9 protein-coding genes are annotated in these 16,132 nt (G+C 34.8%); 2 read left to right on the top strand and 7 right to left on the bottom strand.

The genetic code is table 11. The features are described 5' to 3' along the window. Positions 1 to 42 precede the first annotated feature (42 nt). Together glgB and BXU10_RS15475 are read left to right on the top strand one after the other, a co-directional pair. On the top strand, positions 43 to 1,947 hold the full coding sequence (gene glgB, locus BXU10_RS15480) for a 1,4-alpha-glucan branching protein GlgB (protein ID WP_078228232.1): 1,905 nt from the start codon (positions 43 to 45) through the stop codon (positions 1,945 to 1,947). Positions 1,948 to 2,145: 198 nt separating this feature from the next. Beyond that, on the top strand, positions 2,146 to 4,545 hold the full coding sequence (locus BXU10_RS15475; protein WP_078228231.1) for a glycoside hydrolase family 31 protein: 2,400 nt from the start codon (positions 2,146 to 2,148) through the stop codon (positions 4,543 to 4,545). Positions 4,546 to 4,759: 214 nt separating this feature from the next. On the opposite strand, the gene BXU10_RS15470 is transcribed toward BXU10_RS15475, so the two are convergent. The 7 genes from BXU10_RS15470 to BXU10_RS15440 form a co-directional block, all read right to left on the bottom strand. Next, on the bottom strand, positions 4,760 to 5,548 hold the full coding sequence (locus BXU10_RS15470; RefSeq protein WP_078228230.1) for a hypothetical protein: 789 nt from the start codon (positions 5,546 to 5,548) through the stop codon (positions 4,760 to 4,762). After that, positions 5,545 to 7,971, bottom strand: coding sequence for an HET-C-related protein (locus BXU10_RS15465; RefSeq protein WP_078228229.1), 2,427 nt, complete (start codon positions 7,969 to 7,971; stop codon positions 5,545 to 5,547). The genes BXU10_RS15470 and BXU10_RS15465 overlap by 4 nt, the downstream gene beginning before the upstream one ends. A gap of 4 nt (positions 7,972 to 7,975) precedes the next feature. Next, positions 7,976 to 8,311 (bottom strand): hypothetical protein, encoded by a 336-nt coding sequence (locus BXU10_RS15460; RefSeq protein WP_078228228.1) that lies wholly within the window; start codon positions 8,309 to 8,311, stop codon positions 7,976 to 7,978. A gap of 10 nt (positions 8,312 to 8,321) precedes the next feature. Then, complete coding sequence (locus tag BXU10_RS15455) at positions 8,322 to 10,130, bottom strand: type VI secretion system Vgr family protein (protein WP_078228227.1); 1,809 nt, start codon at positions 10,128 to 10,130, stop codon at positions 8,322 to 8,324. A 209-nt stretch (positions 10,131 to 10,339) separates the two neighbouring features. Continuing rightward, entirely contained in the window at positions 10,340 to 12,124 is a 1,785-nt protein-coding gene (locus BXU10_RS15450; protein ID WP_078228226.1) for an alpha/beta hydrolase fold domain-containing protein, read from the bottom strand. After that, positions 12,124 to 13,248 (bottom strand): glycoside hydrolase family 88 protein, encoded by a 1,125-nt coding sequence (locus BXU10_RS15445; protein ID WP_078228225.1) that lies wholly within the window; start codon positions 13,246 to 13,248, stop codon positions 12,124 to 12,126. The genes BXU10_RS15450 and BXU10_RS15445 overlap by 1 nt, the downstream gene beginning before the upstream one ends. Positions 13,249 to 13,267: 19 nt before the next feature. Further along, positions 13,268 to 16,063, bottom strand: coding sequence for a glycosyl hydrolase (locus tag BXU10_RS15440; protein ID WP_078228224.1), 2,796 nt, complete (start codon positions 16,061 to 16,063; stop codon positions 13,268 to 13,270). Positions 16,064 to 16,132 lie beyond the last annotated feature (69 nt).

Here is a 16,132-nt window from a genome sequence, read left to right as displayed (position 1 = left end):
ACAACTAATTACTAAGTACTATTCACTAATTACTAATAATATATGTCCAACGTTATAACGCATTCCCTATTTACCGATTTTGATATCGATTTATTCAAGGCAGGAAAACACTTTAGATTATACGAAAAATTAGGTGCACACTTAGTTGAAGTCAATGGGGTTAAAGGTGTTTATTTTGCTGTTTGGGCTCCAACAGCACAATCTGTTTCGGTTGTAGGCGATTTTAATTACTGGACTCAGGGTGAGCATTTACTTCAGGTACGTTGGGATTCTTCAGGTATTTGGGAAGGCTTTATTCCAAATTTAGATAAAGGCGCACTTTATAAATACAAGATTCAGTCTAACATTGACGGAATCGTAACTGAAAAATCAGATCCTTTTTCTTTATACTGCGAAAAACCACCCCATACTGCTTCTGTAGTCTGGGATTTAGATTATAGCTGGAAAGATGAAAACTGGATGCAGTCGCGTAATGAAAAGAATGCTTTAGATAAACCTTATTCGGTTTACGAAGTACATTTGGGCTCCTGGAAACGTGGTAATGATAATAAGTTTTTAACCTATTTGGAATTGGCTGACGATTTGGTTACTTATGTTAAAGAAACAGGTTTTACACATGTAGAATTTATGCCTGTTATGGAATATCCTTATGATCCATCATGGGGTTATCAGTTAGTTGGTTATTTTGCACCAACCTCCCGTTTTGGAAAACCACAGGATTTTATGGTGTTGGTAGATAAATTACATCAGGCCGGAATTGGGGTAATTTTAGATTGGGTCCCATCCCATTTTCCTGATGATGCACATGGGCTTGGATTTTTTGACGGTTCACATTTGTATGAACATCCGGATCGCAGAAAAGGATATCATCCCGACTGGAAAAGCCTTGTTTTTAATTACGGTCGTAATGAAGTTCGCGCTTTTTTAATCAGTAATGCTGTTTTTTGGCTTCAAAATTATCATGTTGACGGTTTACGTGTTGATGCTGTAGCGTCGATGTTGTATTTGGATTATTCCAGAAACGATGGCGAATGGGAACCTAATATTTATGGAGGAAATGAAAATTTAGAAACTATCAGTTTTCTTAAGGAATTTAATGAAGTAATCTACGCTAATTTTCAAGGTGTTCAGACAATTGCAGAAGAAAGTACTTCTTTTCCAATGGTTTCCAGACCAACATTTACAGGAGGCTTAGGCTTTGGAATGAAGTGGATGATGGGGTGGATGCATGACACTTTAAAGTACTTTCAGAAAGAAACCGTTTACCGAAAATATCATCAGAATGATTTGACTTTTTCAATGACATATGCATTTACCGAAAATTTCATGCTGCCTTTTTCACATGATGAAGTGGTTTATGGGAAACAGTCTATTGTCTATAAAATGCCGGGCGATGAATGGCAGAAATTTGCCAATTTAAGGTTGCTTTACGGTTATATGTTTACCCATCCGGGAACCAAATTATTATTTATGGGTTCTGAATTTGGGCAGACTGCCGAGTGGAATTTTGAAAACAGCCTCGACTGGCATTTGTTGCAGTATGATTATCATTCAGGCATAAAAAAGATTGTGACCGATTTGAATTTATTGTACAAATCACAGCCTGCTTTATATGAAAAACAGTTTAGTGGTGAAGGTTTTGAGTGGATTAATTATTCGGATCATCAAAATGCGGTTATATCGTATATCCGAAAGGGAAATAATTCTAAAGAAAATTTGATTGTTGTTTGCAATCTTACTCAGGTAGTTCGGGAAAATTATAGAATTGGAATTCCTCACAAAGGAAAGCTAAAAGAAATTTTTAATACTGATTCTCCTCTTTACAGCGGAAGTGGAGTAGGTAATCCAGGAACTTTACAGATTGAATCTTCTTCCTATGATGGAAGGGATTTTTCTGTTGAATTAATTTTACCGCCATTAAGTGTTACAGTTTATTCTTTGGTGTAATTAAACAACTTTTTTTAGACTGTTATTTTGTTATTTTTTAAAGTTATAAATTACTGAATTGATGTTTTTTTGATACATATTTTATCACTCATTCAGAAAAAACGTTTTCGTTAATAAACCTAATAATCATAGGGGCTTACTTAGTTTTTTTGTATGTTTGGAACGAACATATGTTGGTTTAATTAATTCATTAGCAATATGATTGTAAATACACAGTTAGAGTATAAGGGAGATTTGTATCCGTCAAAAATTGTGTCGTATGAACACGAGGGTGATTCTGTTTTTTTTAATACTGATAATAAGGTAATCCTGAAAGTTACTATTTTAAGGGATAGTTTAATCCGTTTTAGATTTACTACAAAAGGCTATTTCAGTAACGATTTTTCGTATGCTATCGATAAAAGCCAGTTGCATGGATATAACTTTCTCGAACTGACAGAAGAAGAAACTTATTTTCAGATTAGAACCAGTAAAGTAAAGTGCAAAATTCAAAAAACAGATCTCCGTTTGTCAATTTATGATTTAAATGACTTTTTAATTCTGGAAGACGAACTTGGTTTTCATTGGGAAGAAAGTTATGAATATGGCGGGAATATTGTAAAAATGAGTAAATCATCAAAAGATGGTGAATGTTTTTATGGTCTTGGTGATAAAGCCACCCAAATGAATTTAAAAGGCAAAAGAGTTGAGAATTTTGCTACAGATCAATACGCTTATCAAAAAGATCAGGAACCCTTGTATAAGGTTGTTCCATTTTATATTGGCTTGCATAACAAGCAATCATACGGTATTTTCTTTGATAATACATTCCGAACTTTTTTTGATTTTTGTCAAGAAAGAAGAAACGTTACAAGCTTCTGGGCAGAAGGCGGCGAAATGAATTATTATTTCGTTTATGGCCCACAAATGCAGGATGTAGTGACAACATATACTGACTTAACAGGAAAACCTGAATTACCTCCGCTTTGGGTTTTGGGATACCATCAATGTAAATGGAGTTATTATCCTGAAAGCAAAGTAAAAGAAATCACGTCAAAGTTCAGAGAACTTAAGATTCCATGCGATGCCATTTATCTTGATATTGACTATATGGAAGGTTTTCGATGTTTTACGTGGAATAAAAATTATTTTCCGGATCCAAAGAAAATGGTCACTGAATTAGCCGAAGATGGCTTTAAAACAGTTGTAATCATTGATCCGGGAATAAAAATTGACAAGGATTACTGGGTGTATAAAGAAGGATTAGAGAAAGATTATTTCTGCAAAAGAGCCGATGGGCCTTATATGAAAGGAAAAGTGTGGCCGGGGGAATGTAATTTTCCTGATTATACCAATCCTGTGGTTCGCGAATGGTGGGCAGGATTATTTAAAGAATTAATCTCGGATATTGGTGTAAAAGGAGTCTGGAATGATATGAATGAACCTGCAGTTATGGAAGTTCCTAATAAAACTTTTCCTATGGATGTTCGTCATGATTATGATGGAAATCCTTGCAGTCACAGAAAAGCACATAATATTTACGGAACACAAATGGCAAGAGCAACATACCATGGTGTAAAACGATTTGCTTATCCAAAACGTCCATTTGTTATTACAAGATCAGCTTATTCTGGTGCCCAGCGTTATACTTCGTCATGGACCGGTGATAATGTAGCAACATGGGAACATTTATGGATTGCCAATATTCAGGTACAGCGCATGTGTATTTCCGGAATGGGCTTTACAGGTTCTGATATTGGCGGCTTTGCAGAACAGCCAACCGGCGAATTATATGCCCGATGGATTCAGTTAGGTGTTTTTCATCCTTTCTGTAGAACACATTCTTCCGGTGATCACGGAAATCAGGAACCTTGGGCTTTTGATGAGGAAGTAATTAATATTACACGAAAATTTGTGAGTCTTCGCTATCAGTTATTACCTTATTTATATACAATGTTCTGGCAGTATATCGAAGAAGGGATTCCAATGCTGAAACCTTTGGTATACTACGATCAGGATGATACACAGACACATTATCGCAATGACGAATTTATCTTCGGTAATCACATACTAGTTTGCCCGATTCTGGAGCCTAATGCCATAGGAAGACGTATGTATATTCCAAGAGGCGAGTGGTACAACTATTGGACAAATGAATTTGCAACTGGAGGTCGTGAAGTTTGGGTTGATTCTAAATTTGATGAAATTCCGGTTTTCGTAAAAGCAGGGTCTGTTATTCCAAAATATCCGGTTCAGCAATATGTTGGGGAATTAGAGTTTGATGAACTTGTACTGGATTATTACTTCAAAATGGGAAAGGAAAAATCAGAAGTTTATGAAGATGCACAGGATGGTTATGATTACAAAAAAGGACGTTTTAGCTTTTTATCTTTTAGAACCGTCGGAAAAGAAAAAGAAGTAATTATCCAGTTGTACAAAGAGGGAAAATATGAAACTCCATACACTAAGTACAAAATTAACTTTATAGGATTACCTTTTAAAGTGACCGAAATTGAAATTGACAATGAAAAGATTGAATTTAATGCACTTGATTTTGAAACAAACCATTTCTTAATCGTTGAAAAAGAATTCAATGAGCTTCATATTATTGGAGAATAATATTGCCTAGGTAATAATAGTTTAAACTAAAGGGTTTAGCTTTTTTGATTAAAGCTAAACCCTTTTTTAAAGGTATGGCAACTTCTTATTTTTGTGAGTAATACTATGTTAGCTGATATAAAAATCGGTTTCTTGTACTGTTTCTTTTTTTGAAGTTTGGCAATGCGATAAGAAACTACACAACAGTATTATTAAAAATATTTCATTTGTAAATTTAGAATTTAAAATATTCCTGCCCTTTATCATGCACAATACGGATGTATTCTATTTCGCCTTCGGTCTGGCGGTACATGATGTTATAAAAATCTGCTTTTGCTTGTTCATCGGGAGTCAGGAAGCCATTAAAAGTAGTGAAATAACCATTTGACAAAGTAGTGACAGAACCGTCTTCATGTTTCGAATTCAGATCCGCATCATAATATTTGATAACTGGCAAATCTGCCGCTTCTCTTTTTTTATTAATGTCACATACTTTCATTCCCGCTTTTACTGCTGCGCCTTCTATATTTAAAGATTTAGAATAAATTTTAAATGGATAAATGAAATTTTTTGGTGCTTCGGATCCTATAGTATTCCTTTTTTCGATTCTTTCGTATTTTTCTTTTTTATAGTCTTCATCATACAGGTCTACATTTTTATCTTTATCTTTTATAAATGCTACAGATACTCTTCCTTTAGCTTCCTGTAGTTTACCCATTTGTCCCAAAGGACTATCGAGATTCATAAAGAAAATATGGAGTTCATCAATACTATTATCTTTATCGGATTCGGAAACATAAATTCCTAAATCGTCCCAAATATATACACTTGTGTGATGTATTCTACTATATTTACCAAAATTTTTCACCCATTCAGCTACGGGTTTACCAAAAGGTAGCTCCTTGTTTTTATAAGTAATACTATGTTCGCTGATATAAAAATCGGTTTCTGGCATGAATTCTTTTTTTGGGGTTTGACATTGCATAAATATGGTACTCAATAGTAAGATTGCTAATTGTTTCATTTAAAATAGTTTAAAATTTCCTGTACTTTTTTGTTACTGATCGCTCTTTCGGTTACCTTTTCAGCATGCTCATAAGGAGTAGCACTTTGAAGTCTTGGAATAATAGTATCATTCTCTTCAATCCAAATATTAACCGCTTTATTAGCCCAATCAGCAGCCTGGTAAACAGGGTGTATCGTATATTTGTTTATCACATATTTAGCGAGTTGTTCTCCTGTGGGATCGCTATTTGTTTTCCAGATCTCCAGAATTTTTTCGGCAACATCCTGAACTGCTATTTTGGCAAGTTCAGAAGCCAAAGGGTTAAGAGGATGATTAAGGGCATCTTTGGCAATTTGGGTATGAGTTGGGTCGGTACCATAGTTTTTGTTACTGTGTTCGGTCTGTTCTATTTTAAGATCATCATCTGCAGAACCCAGAAATAAATTATATGCAATATTATTAAATGTTGTTAAACAATCTCCCATATAGCTTAATCCTCTGTCTATTACTCTTGCCGGCCAGCCAATAAATTCTACTGCAGCTGCTTTCGCATCAATTAATTTCAAATAATTTTGATACATAGTTAATAATTCAGAAGCCTTCATTCCCATATACACCGGATCTTTTTCCAGACCATCAGACTGCTGTCCTTTAGATAAATCTTCTAAAAGGGTAAGTATAAAAGCATCTTGAAAAGTCCTGTCTCCTGGTTTTCTCTGTACGTAATCCTGTATTCCAATAGGAAACATTTTTTCGCCCACTTTAGGCAATACGCTTGCCATAGTATCGTCTAACAAAAATTTACCTGTTACTATAGGAATCGTACTGTAATCCTGACCTTGTTTACCTTCTACCCATGGATATACCAATAAAAGATTTTTTGCTAAGCCACTATTTTTGTTTTGATCCAGTAATAAACTTCCTGCTTTTATTAACGAAATTTCTACAAAGTTAGTATGCGAAAAAAAATCTTCCAGTACATGAAAAGCTGCACCCAAATGCCTAAACCCGTCTTTGTTTTTACCATATTGAACTGCCAGTTTTATTTGTTGAAACATATATGCATCTGCTGTTGGTCTTAAAGGATCAGGAGCATCTTTTGTCGCAATATAATTTTTTACATTAAGGCTATTTATCACCAATGATTTAGGGTCTTCTCCTGCATAGAGCTTTTTCATAATGTACTGCCCTTTTGCATATTCATATTGAAAAGAAATACTCAGACTGCTAAAATCATTTAAATCCTTCGGGTTGTCTATGTGTTCTTCAGGACGATAGATTCCTAAAATATCTTTGGTAAGCCCACCATAATCTTTTTGAAAAACCTTTACATGATCTTGATAATTAGGAGTGAATTTATCAGAGCCAAACACAAATTCTTTGGCAGCTAATATTTCAAGAAGCTTCACCAGTGCCTCATGGGAAATTTTGTACGGATTCATTTTTAGCAGACTGTTAAGATGCTTAATCCCGCTTTGCTTTATTTTGTCAATATCCGGCTTTTCGAGTCTAATACTACTTTCTAAAATAATTTGAGAATAATCACGAAGCCAGTTGCCATAATAGATTTGTTTTACCTGCAATTCGGTTAGTTTTTTATCTCTAATCATCTCTTTTAATGCTTCTCTTTCAATACCCCCGTGCATACCTGCCTCAAAGCCGGCGCCAAAACCTTCATTGTCTTCATTTGGGTTGGCATCATATTGTTTTTCTTCGTTTACATATTCTTTTAGTTCTGTATGTAACTCACTAAAATCGACTATAAATTCTCCTGCAAAATTTGGGGTTTCTGCTGTAGCAAAACAAAGCTGTTTTTCTTTAAAAATATCAAAATTAAATAAGGCGTAGGCAAACTTAGCACCTTCATCTATATAATCGGTATCTTTTATTCCATTGGTTGCGAGCTCTGTCCTTAATAAATTATCTATATGATGCCCATATTCTTCTACCAAAGCCGCCATCAATTCTGCCCTCACATCATTGTCCTTTATTGCGAGATCTATAAAATGCTCCCATACGAGTATCTTTTTTTGATAGTTACTGTAATTGGCTTTTCTTCCATTCTTAGGATTTTTTGTAACGACAATCTCAGGAACTTTAATAGCTCCATCACTAAGACCTCTGTATAGCTTGCTTAAGGCGCTTACTTCAATTTCAGTACCAAAAACTTTAACCATAAAAAACATAAAAGGCAATTCATCCAATAGCTTAGCTAAGGAAACTAATTGTTCATGTGCGTATGTACTATTGAGTTTATAGTTGCTTTCTATAATTTTAATAGGAGGTGGAACATATTTTTCTGGTTCTCCATACTTTGTTTCAGGTGCTGAGATTTCTATTCTTTTCTCCGAAAAAAATTTAATTCCGTTCTTAGCATATATAGTGTTATTACCACCTGTTATCTCGGTGATATTCCCTTTTACGTATCTTGTTCTTGACATACTTTTATTGCGGAATTATTGTATTGGTTAGAAAATCTATAATTTTTGATTGCTCATCATTAAAAAATGTTTTGTTGGCCAGATACTGAATATCTTCTTTAGGTAAAAGTATTATGGTTTTTCCATCTTGTAAGCGAACCTCTTCTCGATAAGAATTTAATTCAAAAGATTTACCATTAATTCTTATTTGTCTGAAGGTATTTGACATAGAGTTACCAAAAGGGTCCTTATAAGTTACATTATTGTCTTTTATAATATAGACTGCATTATTTTTAAGATTGCAAAACATATATGGTTTATCTTCTATCTCCATTATTGTTATTCCGTGAATTGCTTTCATAGTGCTTCAATTAATTCTGATTGGTATTTTCAGTACTGTTTTTCTCAATTCCTTTTTCCGAATGTATTTTATATTTTTCTGTGCTATGAGAAGTAATTTCACCTTCACTTACAGTTTTTCGTTCTTTTTTAGTTTCCGAATGTAAGTCCCCTTCGATAAATTCAGAATGACTTCCAGTAATATTTAGCAGACTATCTCCTCCCACTGTAGTAGTATGTAACATTCCCACAGAAGTAAATTTATCAGTTCCGGCACTTTCAGTAATACTCATTCCTGCAGTGGTAGTAATATTTTCGGAGGCATTCATAATAATATTGGAAGCATTCATTGTTATCACTTTGGGTGCAGTAATATTGATATTTCCGCCAATAGTATCCAGTTGAATTTCATTGCCAATTTTATCTGTGATAATGATGCTTTCGTCTTCAGTAAATTTTAGGATATGCCCACTACGCGTATGAATTACTTTTACATTATTTTTACCGTCTGCATAACCGCTGGATTGGCTTCCATTGTATTGTGTTCCTAAAACATACGGATTCTGTGCATTGCTGCCTTCAAAGCCTACTAAAACCTCTTCGTCAATTTCGGGAATAAAATAAAATCCTTTTCCTGAGCCTGAATGTGGCTGTATCATTCGTAGCCATTCACTCGAATTGTTTCCACCTGCCCAGTTGAACTGCACTTTTACACGTCCCAATCCTTCCGGATCATTGTTGTCTTTTACTTTGGCTGGCTGTGTTTCGGCTTTGGCAAATACATTGACGTCTGTAAAATGTGGTGCTGCAACGTCTGCCGGAATGGCTTTGAAATTACAGGCATAGTTTCCATGAACTTGCGAAAGGTGTGTCACTTCTGTCACAATCAGTTCGTGCTCTACAGTCTGGTTTACGATGCTGAAAACCTGTCCAAGTCCTAACGGAAAATAAGAGGTTCCGCTGTAATATACACTATTGGCGTCGCTGCCTGCTGTTTGCAGTTTAACCATTTCTTCGATTTCTTCGCTGTTTTGGGCATTCGTGGTATAAGCTCCAGTATTCAGGTCGTTTTGGGTAACGGTTCCCTGATTATGTCCTACTACAGCCGAGAAGCTGTCTTTACTCCCTGAGGATGTTCTTGCTGCCGAGTTACGAATATTTGTGGCTCCATTGTAATCATACCCTCCCAAAGAAATTTTATGAGAAGCCATATTGGTCTGGATTTTAAAACCATGCAGCGAAGATCCGTTGATGAGTTTTATTTTACTGGTTTTGGTTTGTCCGAACTGCATTCGCATTCCGTCAAAATAAAACCATTGCCCGTAACGACTGGCCAATCTTTTTAAGAAATCAAAATTGGTTTCATTGTACTGTGCCATATATTTGAATTCCTGAAGATAGGTAGATTTTATAGCATCTCTTTCATAGAATTCTCCAGGACCTTCGGCTAAAATATCCAACACGATATCATTCATACTTCTTTGCTGGTAGGTTCTTGATTTTTTCATATCATCCAGAACGATAGTATGGCTGATACCTTTTACATGTAATCCTTCGGCGCTTCCGTGAAGATCTATGGAGGATAGTTCTGTAATGATTCCTTTGCTCATTAACCGGATTCCGGTAAGGCTTTTAAAGGTAAAGATAACTTCATCTCCAAGATACGTTCGCAATGCCTTTGCCTGATCTGCCGGATTGATGATCGCCTTGCCTGTATACTGCCATACAAAAGAAAAATGATGATGATCTGCCATCTTTTGTGACAGTTCTAAATTATGATAAACAACATTTTGGGTAAAGCTCCCTATGCTGATATGTACCTGTTCTGAAAAATGTCCCATAACTATTTTTACATTAATTATTAAGTAAGATTTTTTTGTAAAAATAGAATTTAAAATTACTTTAACAAATATAATGAGTTATAATTTGTATTTATTTTACTACTTAATAAAGTAATAATATGTTATGTGGTGAATAAAGTATAAAAATGTTTTTTAACAAATTATAATAGTAGATTTTACAACCCAATTATGTCATTGGTATATTTAATTTATAGTTTTTTCAATTTAGTAATTACCTCAGATGGAACTTTCAAAACAGTTCCGTGGCGTGTCCCCTTAGGAAAACTAACCTCGTCAGAAATGTCTTCCCAGCCTTTAGAAGTTTGTTTTACGGCGCCATATTTCTTTTGGGTGTATTTATCAAAATAAACAATCCACGAATTATCTATTTTAATCGCCGTTGGACCCTCAGCCCAATAATTTCCAGTAATTGGGTCGCTTGCTTTTGTGTATGGTCCTTCCAGTTTTTTGCTGGTCGCTACTTTTAAATTCTTCTGAACCGGGACTTTTGTTTCGTCTTTTAAATACATCGTAAATCCATCTTCAGTCTTTACAATTGAAGCGTCTATGACATTAAAGCCAGGTTCATAAAGCAATTTCGTTTTAGAAAACTTTTTAAAATCTTTGGTTGTGGTATAATAAATTCTGTGATTGTATCCTTTCTCTTCTTCCGATTTGGTTTCTAAAAACTTTCCGTCGATTGTAGAAGCCCAGTAAATCATATAGGTTTTGGATTTTTCATCATATGTAATTTCCGGAGCCCAGGTATTTCTTGTTTTTTCTTCATGTGCCATAACCGGAATAAATTCCTGTTTTGACCAGTGGATTAAATCTTTTGAAGAAGCATAACCAATGCCTTTATCTGTCCAGCTTACTGTCCAAACCATGTGATATAATCCGTCACCACCTTTAATTACACAAGGATCTCTCATAAGTTTGTCTTTTCCAACTTCAGGAGTTAAAAAAGATGTGTCATTTTTTAAAGTATTCCATTTATAACCGTCTTCGCTGTAAGCCAAATGTAGCCCGTCTTCGCCATTGCCTTTAAAATATGTAAATACATAACCATCAGATTTTAAAGTATAATCGTTAACAGCCAGCCATTTTTTGCAGGTTTCAGGCCAGAAGGCGTTGGTGCCTTTTACACCAAGACCAAAACCATGACCTCCGTTTTCGTATAAATGCATTTCTGCCGGAACTTTTTCTTTTTTTAAGGCTAAATAGTAATTAATACTATTTTCTACAGGAACAGCTTTATCATCAGTAGCATGCACTAAAAATGTTTTTGGTGTTGAAGCTTTTATCTGTTTTTCATTCGAATATTTATCAACTATTTCGCCCTGAGCATTTTTGCCTAACAAATTATCTTTTGAACCTTGGTGTGTAATACCTTCCTGCATGGATATTACAGGATAAATCAGAATTGAAAAATTAGGTTTTGCACTTGTTGTGTCACTAGGTGTATAGACTTTATCGTCATAATGAGTCGCTAAAGTTGATGCAAGATGTCCTCCGGCAGAAAATCCCATAAAACCAATTTTGTTAGGATCTAATTTCCATTTTGCAGCATTTCTTCTAACCAGACGGACCGCTTCCTGAGCATCCTGCAAAGGTGCAACAGTTTTGTTTTTCATGATTAAATCGCTGGGCAATCGGTACTTTAAAACAAAAGCATTTATTCCTAAACTGTTAAACCATTCGGCAACTTTATAACCTTCTTTGTCAATAGCCAGCATTCCATAAGCACCTCCGGGACATATTATAACAGAAGTTCCTTTTGATTTTTCCTGATCTGCAAAATAAGCTGTAAGAGTAGGTGCTGTAACTTTGCGGACATCCACAGCAATACCATCCTTAGTAGTAACTATTTTCTCGATATATTCTTTAGAAATAATTTCATCAGGGACTTTATCCCATAATGGAATTTCCTTTTTTTGAGAAAAAGCAGTAAGGCTTATTCCTAAAGAAACAAAAAATAATAGTGCTTTTTTCATTATTTCATTTTATAAATTTCTGATCCGGCCAATAAAAAGCAGCCTAATCCGTAATCTTCAAAATCCGGAATTTTATCATAAGATAAGGGCTGACCATCTTTAGGTTCTTTTCCTGTAGATTGTAAAAAACCTAAAAATCCATTTTCATGTAAACTTTCTTTTATTATTCCATTCCAGGCTTTTTCAACCACTGGAAGATACGTTTCTTTTTTCAAAATTCCACTGTTTATACCGTATGCCATTCCGTAAACGAATAAAGCGGTTCCTGATGTTTCTTTTTCGCCAAAATTTGTTGGGTCATGTAAACTTACATTCCAGAACCCGTCAGGTCTTTGTATAGGTACTAAAGCCGCTGCCATTGCTTTTAAATCCTTTACGTACTGATCTCTGTGAGGTGTATTTTGAGGAATTATTGTCAGGACTTTTGCTAATGCGCCAATTACCCATCCATTTCCGCGGCTCCAGTAGCAGTCTTCTCCATTTGGTTCTTTGTAAGGAGGATCAAAATCGGCATCACGCCACCATAAACCATCTTTTGGGTTAAAAAGACCGTTATCACCATGTTTATTTCTTGAATACATATACATTTGATACATCTTTTCGAAATAGCGATTGTCTTTTTCTAAAACTCCCAATTTTGCAAAAACCGGCATACCCATCTGAATAGCATCAATCCAAGACCAGTCGTCTAATTGAGGTGTATTTAGCAGCATATTGATATTTGCTTTGGTGTTTTTTAGCTTTTTAGCATCAGGTTCTAAATTATACAAATCAATATAGGTTTGGGCTGCACAATAATTGTCTGCATTTCGGGTTACATTTCCGCTATTAAAACCCCATTTGTGAAATTCTGACCAGTCATAAGCGTAGTTGTAATAGGCTTCTTTTGGAAAGATTTCATGCAAAGCCATTAACCCTTCATAATATACTCCACGCGTCCATATATTACTTGGACGTTCTTTATTAGTTATTATTGTTTTACCTGTTTCCGGCCATTTTTGCATGAAATAATCATTGGCTAAAATCATTTGTTTCAGTACCAGTTTTTTATCAAATGGCTGTTGTGCGTTTGTGGTATTCGTATATAAAAAGCATATAGCGAAAACTAAAAGTAACTTTTTCATTTTTTTTATTATTGAGAAATTAATTTTGTTGTTTTAAAGGTGTAATCGTAACGGGGCCTAATAATCCGGATGGCATTGGACTCCATTTAGTTGCATCAAATTTTTTATAGTCTTTGTCAACCATATTGATTTCATAGAAAATCTTCCATTCTTCACCTTTTAGTTCTTTATCACGAATTCGGTTTGCAGAAAGGTTTGTTACCTGAATTTTTAAAGTGTTTTTTCCAGGTTTTAATTTTCCAATGTTCAGTTTATAAGGAACAGACCATGCAGTACCAATAAATTGATCATTTAGCCAGACTTTTGCGCTTTCGCGAACATCTCCCAGATTTAAATTCCATGATTCTGTTTTAGCATTCGGATTCTCAAATTCAAGTCTGTAAGTTGCCGATCCGGAAAAAGCTTCAGCTTCAGGACCTAATTTTGTCCATGATTCCAGATTTGAAACTGTCGCAGCTGGAGGTAATTTCGGTCCGCCTTTGTCAAAATTGATTTTCCAGTTTCCTTTTAGTGCAATTGCATCAGCAGTTGGTTCATAGTAATTCCATTTTTTTTGAGAAGCAGTATTTTCTGTCTTCAAAAAATAAGATTGGCCAGGTTCAATTTTGATTTTAACCAAAGTTGTGTTGCCGGATTTTTTTACGACTGCATTACCGAATTCTCTGTTTAAAGGATCGAAAATGATAATTTCTTTATTGCCTATTTGCAACGGAATGAAATCATCAATTGTTTTTGGAGTATGATTTACAAGATAATATATTTTTTCACCATCTACATCTCTTCTAATAAATTTCAAACCTGTATTGACAAGTTTCTCAGGATATATTTGAGCATTTTCCAATGTTTCAACAATATTAGAAACCGGTTTTGCTGCTTCTTTATTTTCGGCTATAACAGCCAGAAGTTTTACTTCCTGTTTTTTGTAATCATTAAAACCCGGAACAGATTCAGGTAATCCTTCAAAAATAATTTTACCACCGGCTTTTTGTAATTCAATTAGTTTTTGCAAAGTAACAAGAGGCATTTTTTTACATGCAGGAATAATTAACGATTTAAAAGTACCGCCCGGAAGACTGATTTTTCCATCTACTACTTTTGCTTCGGCAATGAAATTATCAGAGATAAAATCGACTCCGTAGCCTTTTTTCATTAGCTCTTTTGTTGTGTTGTAAAAAGATGTTTCATGCAGCCATTCAGACAAAGAGTGTATTTTGAATTGAAAAAACAAAGTTCCATTATGATATTTGTTCCAGGTATCAAAAATAGGCCAGTAAAGTAAAATTTCATTATCTGATTTTCCCTGTTGTAACATTGACTGACAGTTTGCTATATAAGAGAAGAGGGACGGAGCATCTTCCCAGATATTATTATTTGCATTGAAATTCACAGAAGCATAAAATTTCCATCCCGGCCAGACCGCTCTGTCCGGTGAATAAGTGGATCCATGAAGAAAAATATGATTGACACCATTTATCATTAAATCTTCAGCCTCCGGTTTGCATTGTGACAAAGCCGTTTTAAAATGTTCTCTCAGCCATGTAAAAGTTTCTGATGAAACGAGATTTTTTCCTGAAATATGTGCTGCCGATGAAGAGAATTTAAGCATTACAGGATCAGCATCACCCTCACGAATGTCTTCTTTTTCACGTCTAAAGCCCGGAATATCAAAAGGCATAGAGCCAAAAGTTTCACATTCAGGAATATCAGCAGAAGCATATAAGTCAATTAAATTTCCGGGAGATCCGTGTGCCTGAAGTTTGGTTTTGAAATTTTTTGAATTGGCCCATTGTGTCCATGGCTTATCAAATTTATTCAATAATAAGTCGGCTATGGTCTGTCTGTAATCACTTCTTATTCGGTTAGAAATTTCCTCATCTTTTTCATTCAGTAACACTGATAATTGCTTTTTAAGGTCGTAACCTCTTCGATTTTCGAATTCCTCAAAAAAGTTTGGAGTAAAGTCAGTTCCGTATACTTCATAGCTATCATTAAAAATAGTCCTGATTTTTCCTTCACGTCCTTTTAAAGCCTTGTTGAATGGAACTACATACGCATTCAACGCTTCTTCTGAATAATGATCTAAAGTATATCCATTTCCTCCCGGAGCTGCTCTTTTTACCTTTTGTCCGGTCTTACCGCTAAAAACAGCATAAATGGTATAATCTGTTTTTTTTGCTTTCCATTTTAGTTTATTTGGTTCTAATGTGTTGACTAAGCTTACAGAAGATCCTTCGATACCTTTATCATTTAGTTTTGAATTTTTATTTTTTAATTGATCGGTTAGATTTACATAACTTCCATCACTGCCGTAGGCTAAAACATATAACAGTTCTGCGGGAGTCTTTTCCTTAGTGTCTTCCAGTTTTATAGAACGATCTATTGTTTCATTCTTTTTTAGCTGATATTTTTCTACAATCAATTTAGTGGCTGCGTGTGGAAGGGTAACATGAGCGCCTCCGTAAGGCCATCCGGTACCTAAAACCATATCAACCTGCATTTTTAGACTGTCTGCTACATGAATAGTATAATCCAGCATTTCCATCCATTTTGGAGATAAATAATCAATAAAATTATTTTCCTCACCTCTTACACCATATATAGGAGTAATTTCTACACCGCCAATTCCGGCTTTATAAAAATCAACGAGACTCTTTTTTAAGTTAGGCTTATCAACGGCGCTTCCCATCCACCACCAACGAGCCCAGGGCTGATTTATATTACTGGAGTTTGGCCATATAGACTTGTCTTGTGAATAAGTATGAAAGCTAATGAATATCGTAAAAAATAAAAAAAGTTGTGTTTTGATAAGTTTCATTATTAGGGTTGTATTCAATTGTTGATAGTTATTTATTTAAAGCTGGCAATGAAAGTAAAAAAATCATGA

It is taken from the genome of Flavobacterium sp. LM4 (genome assembly GCF_002017935.1).
Taxonomy (GTDB): domain Bacteria; phylum Bacteroidota; class Bacteroidia; order Flavobacteriales; family Flavobacteriaceae; genus Flavobacterium; species Flavobacterium chungangense.
Note: the sequence above shows the minus strand (reverse complement) of the source record. Positions and strands in the feature narration are given on the sequence as shown.

Bases quoted from the DNA above. Each gene is read 5' to 3' on its own strand.
- BXU10_RS15440 (WP_078228224.1), bottom strand. From the start codon at position 16,063: ATGAAACTTATCAAAACACAACTTTTTTTATTTTTTACGATATTCATT.
- BXU10_RS15470 (WP_078228230.1), bottom strand. From the start codon at position 5,548: ATGAAACAATTAGCAATCTTACTATTGAGTACCATATTTATGCAATGT.
- BXU10_RS15445 (WP_078228225.1), bottom strand. From the start codon at position 13,248: ATGAAAAAGTTACTTTTAGTTTTCGCTATATGCTTTTTATATACGAAT.
- glgB (WP_078228232.1), top strand. From the start codon at position 43: ATGTCCAACGTTATAACGCATTCCCTATTTACCGATTTTGATATCGAT.
- BXU10_RS15465 (WP_078228229.1), bottom strand. From the start codon at position 7,971: ATGTCAAGAACAAGATACGTAAAAGGGAATATCACCGAGATAACAGGT.
- BXU10_RS15450 (WP_078228226.1), bottom strand. From the start codon at position 12,124: ATGAAAAAAGCACTATTATTTTTTGTTTCTTTAGGAATAAGCCTTACT.
- BXU10_RS15460 (WP_078228228.1), bottom strand. From the start codon at position 8,311: ATGAAAGCAATTCACGGAATAACAATAATGGAGATAGAAGATAAACCA.
- BXU10_RS15475 (WP_078228231.1), top strand. From the start codon at position 2,146: ATGATTGTAAATACACAGTTAGAGTATAAGGGAGATTTGTATCCGTCA.
- BXU10_RS15455 (WP_078228227.1), bottom strand. From the start codon at position 10,130: ATGGGACATTTTTCAGAACAGGTACATATCAGCATAGGGAGCTTTACC.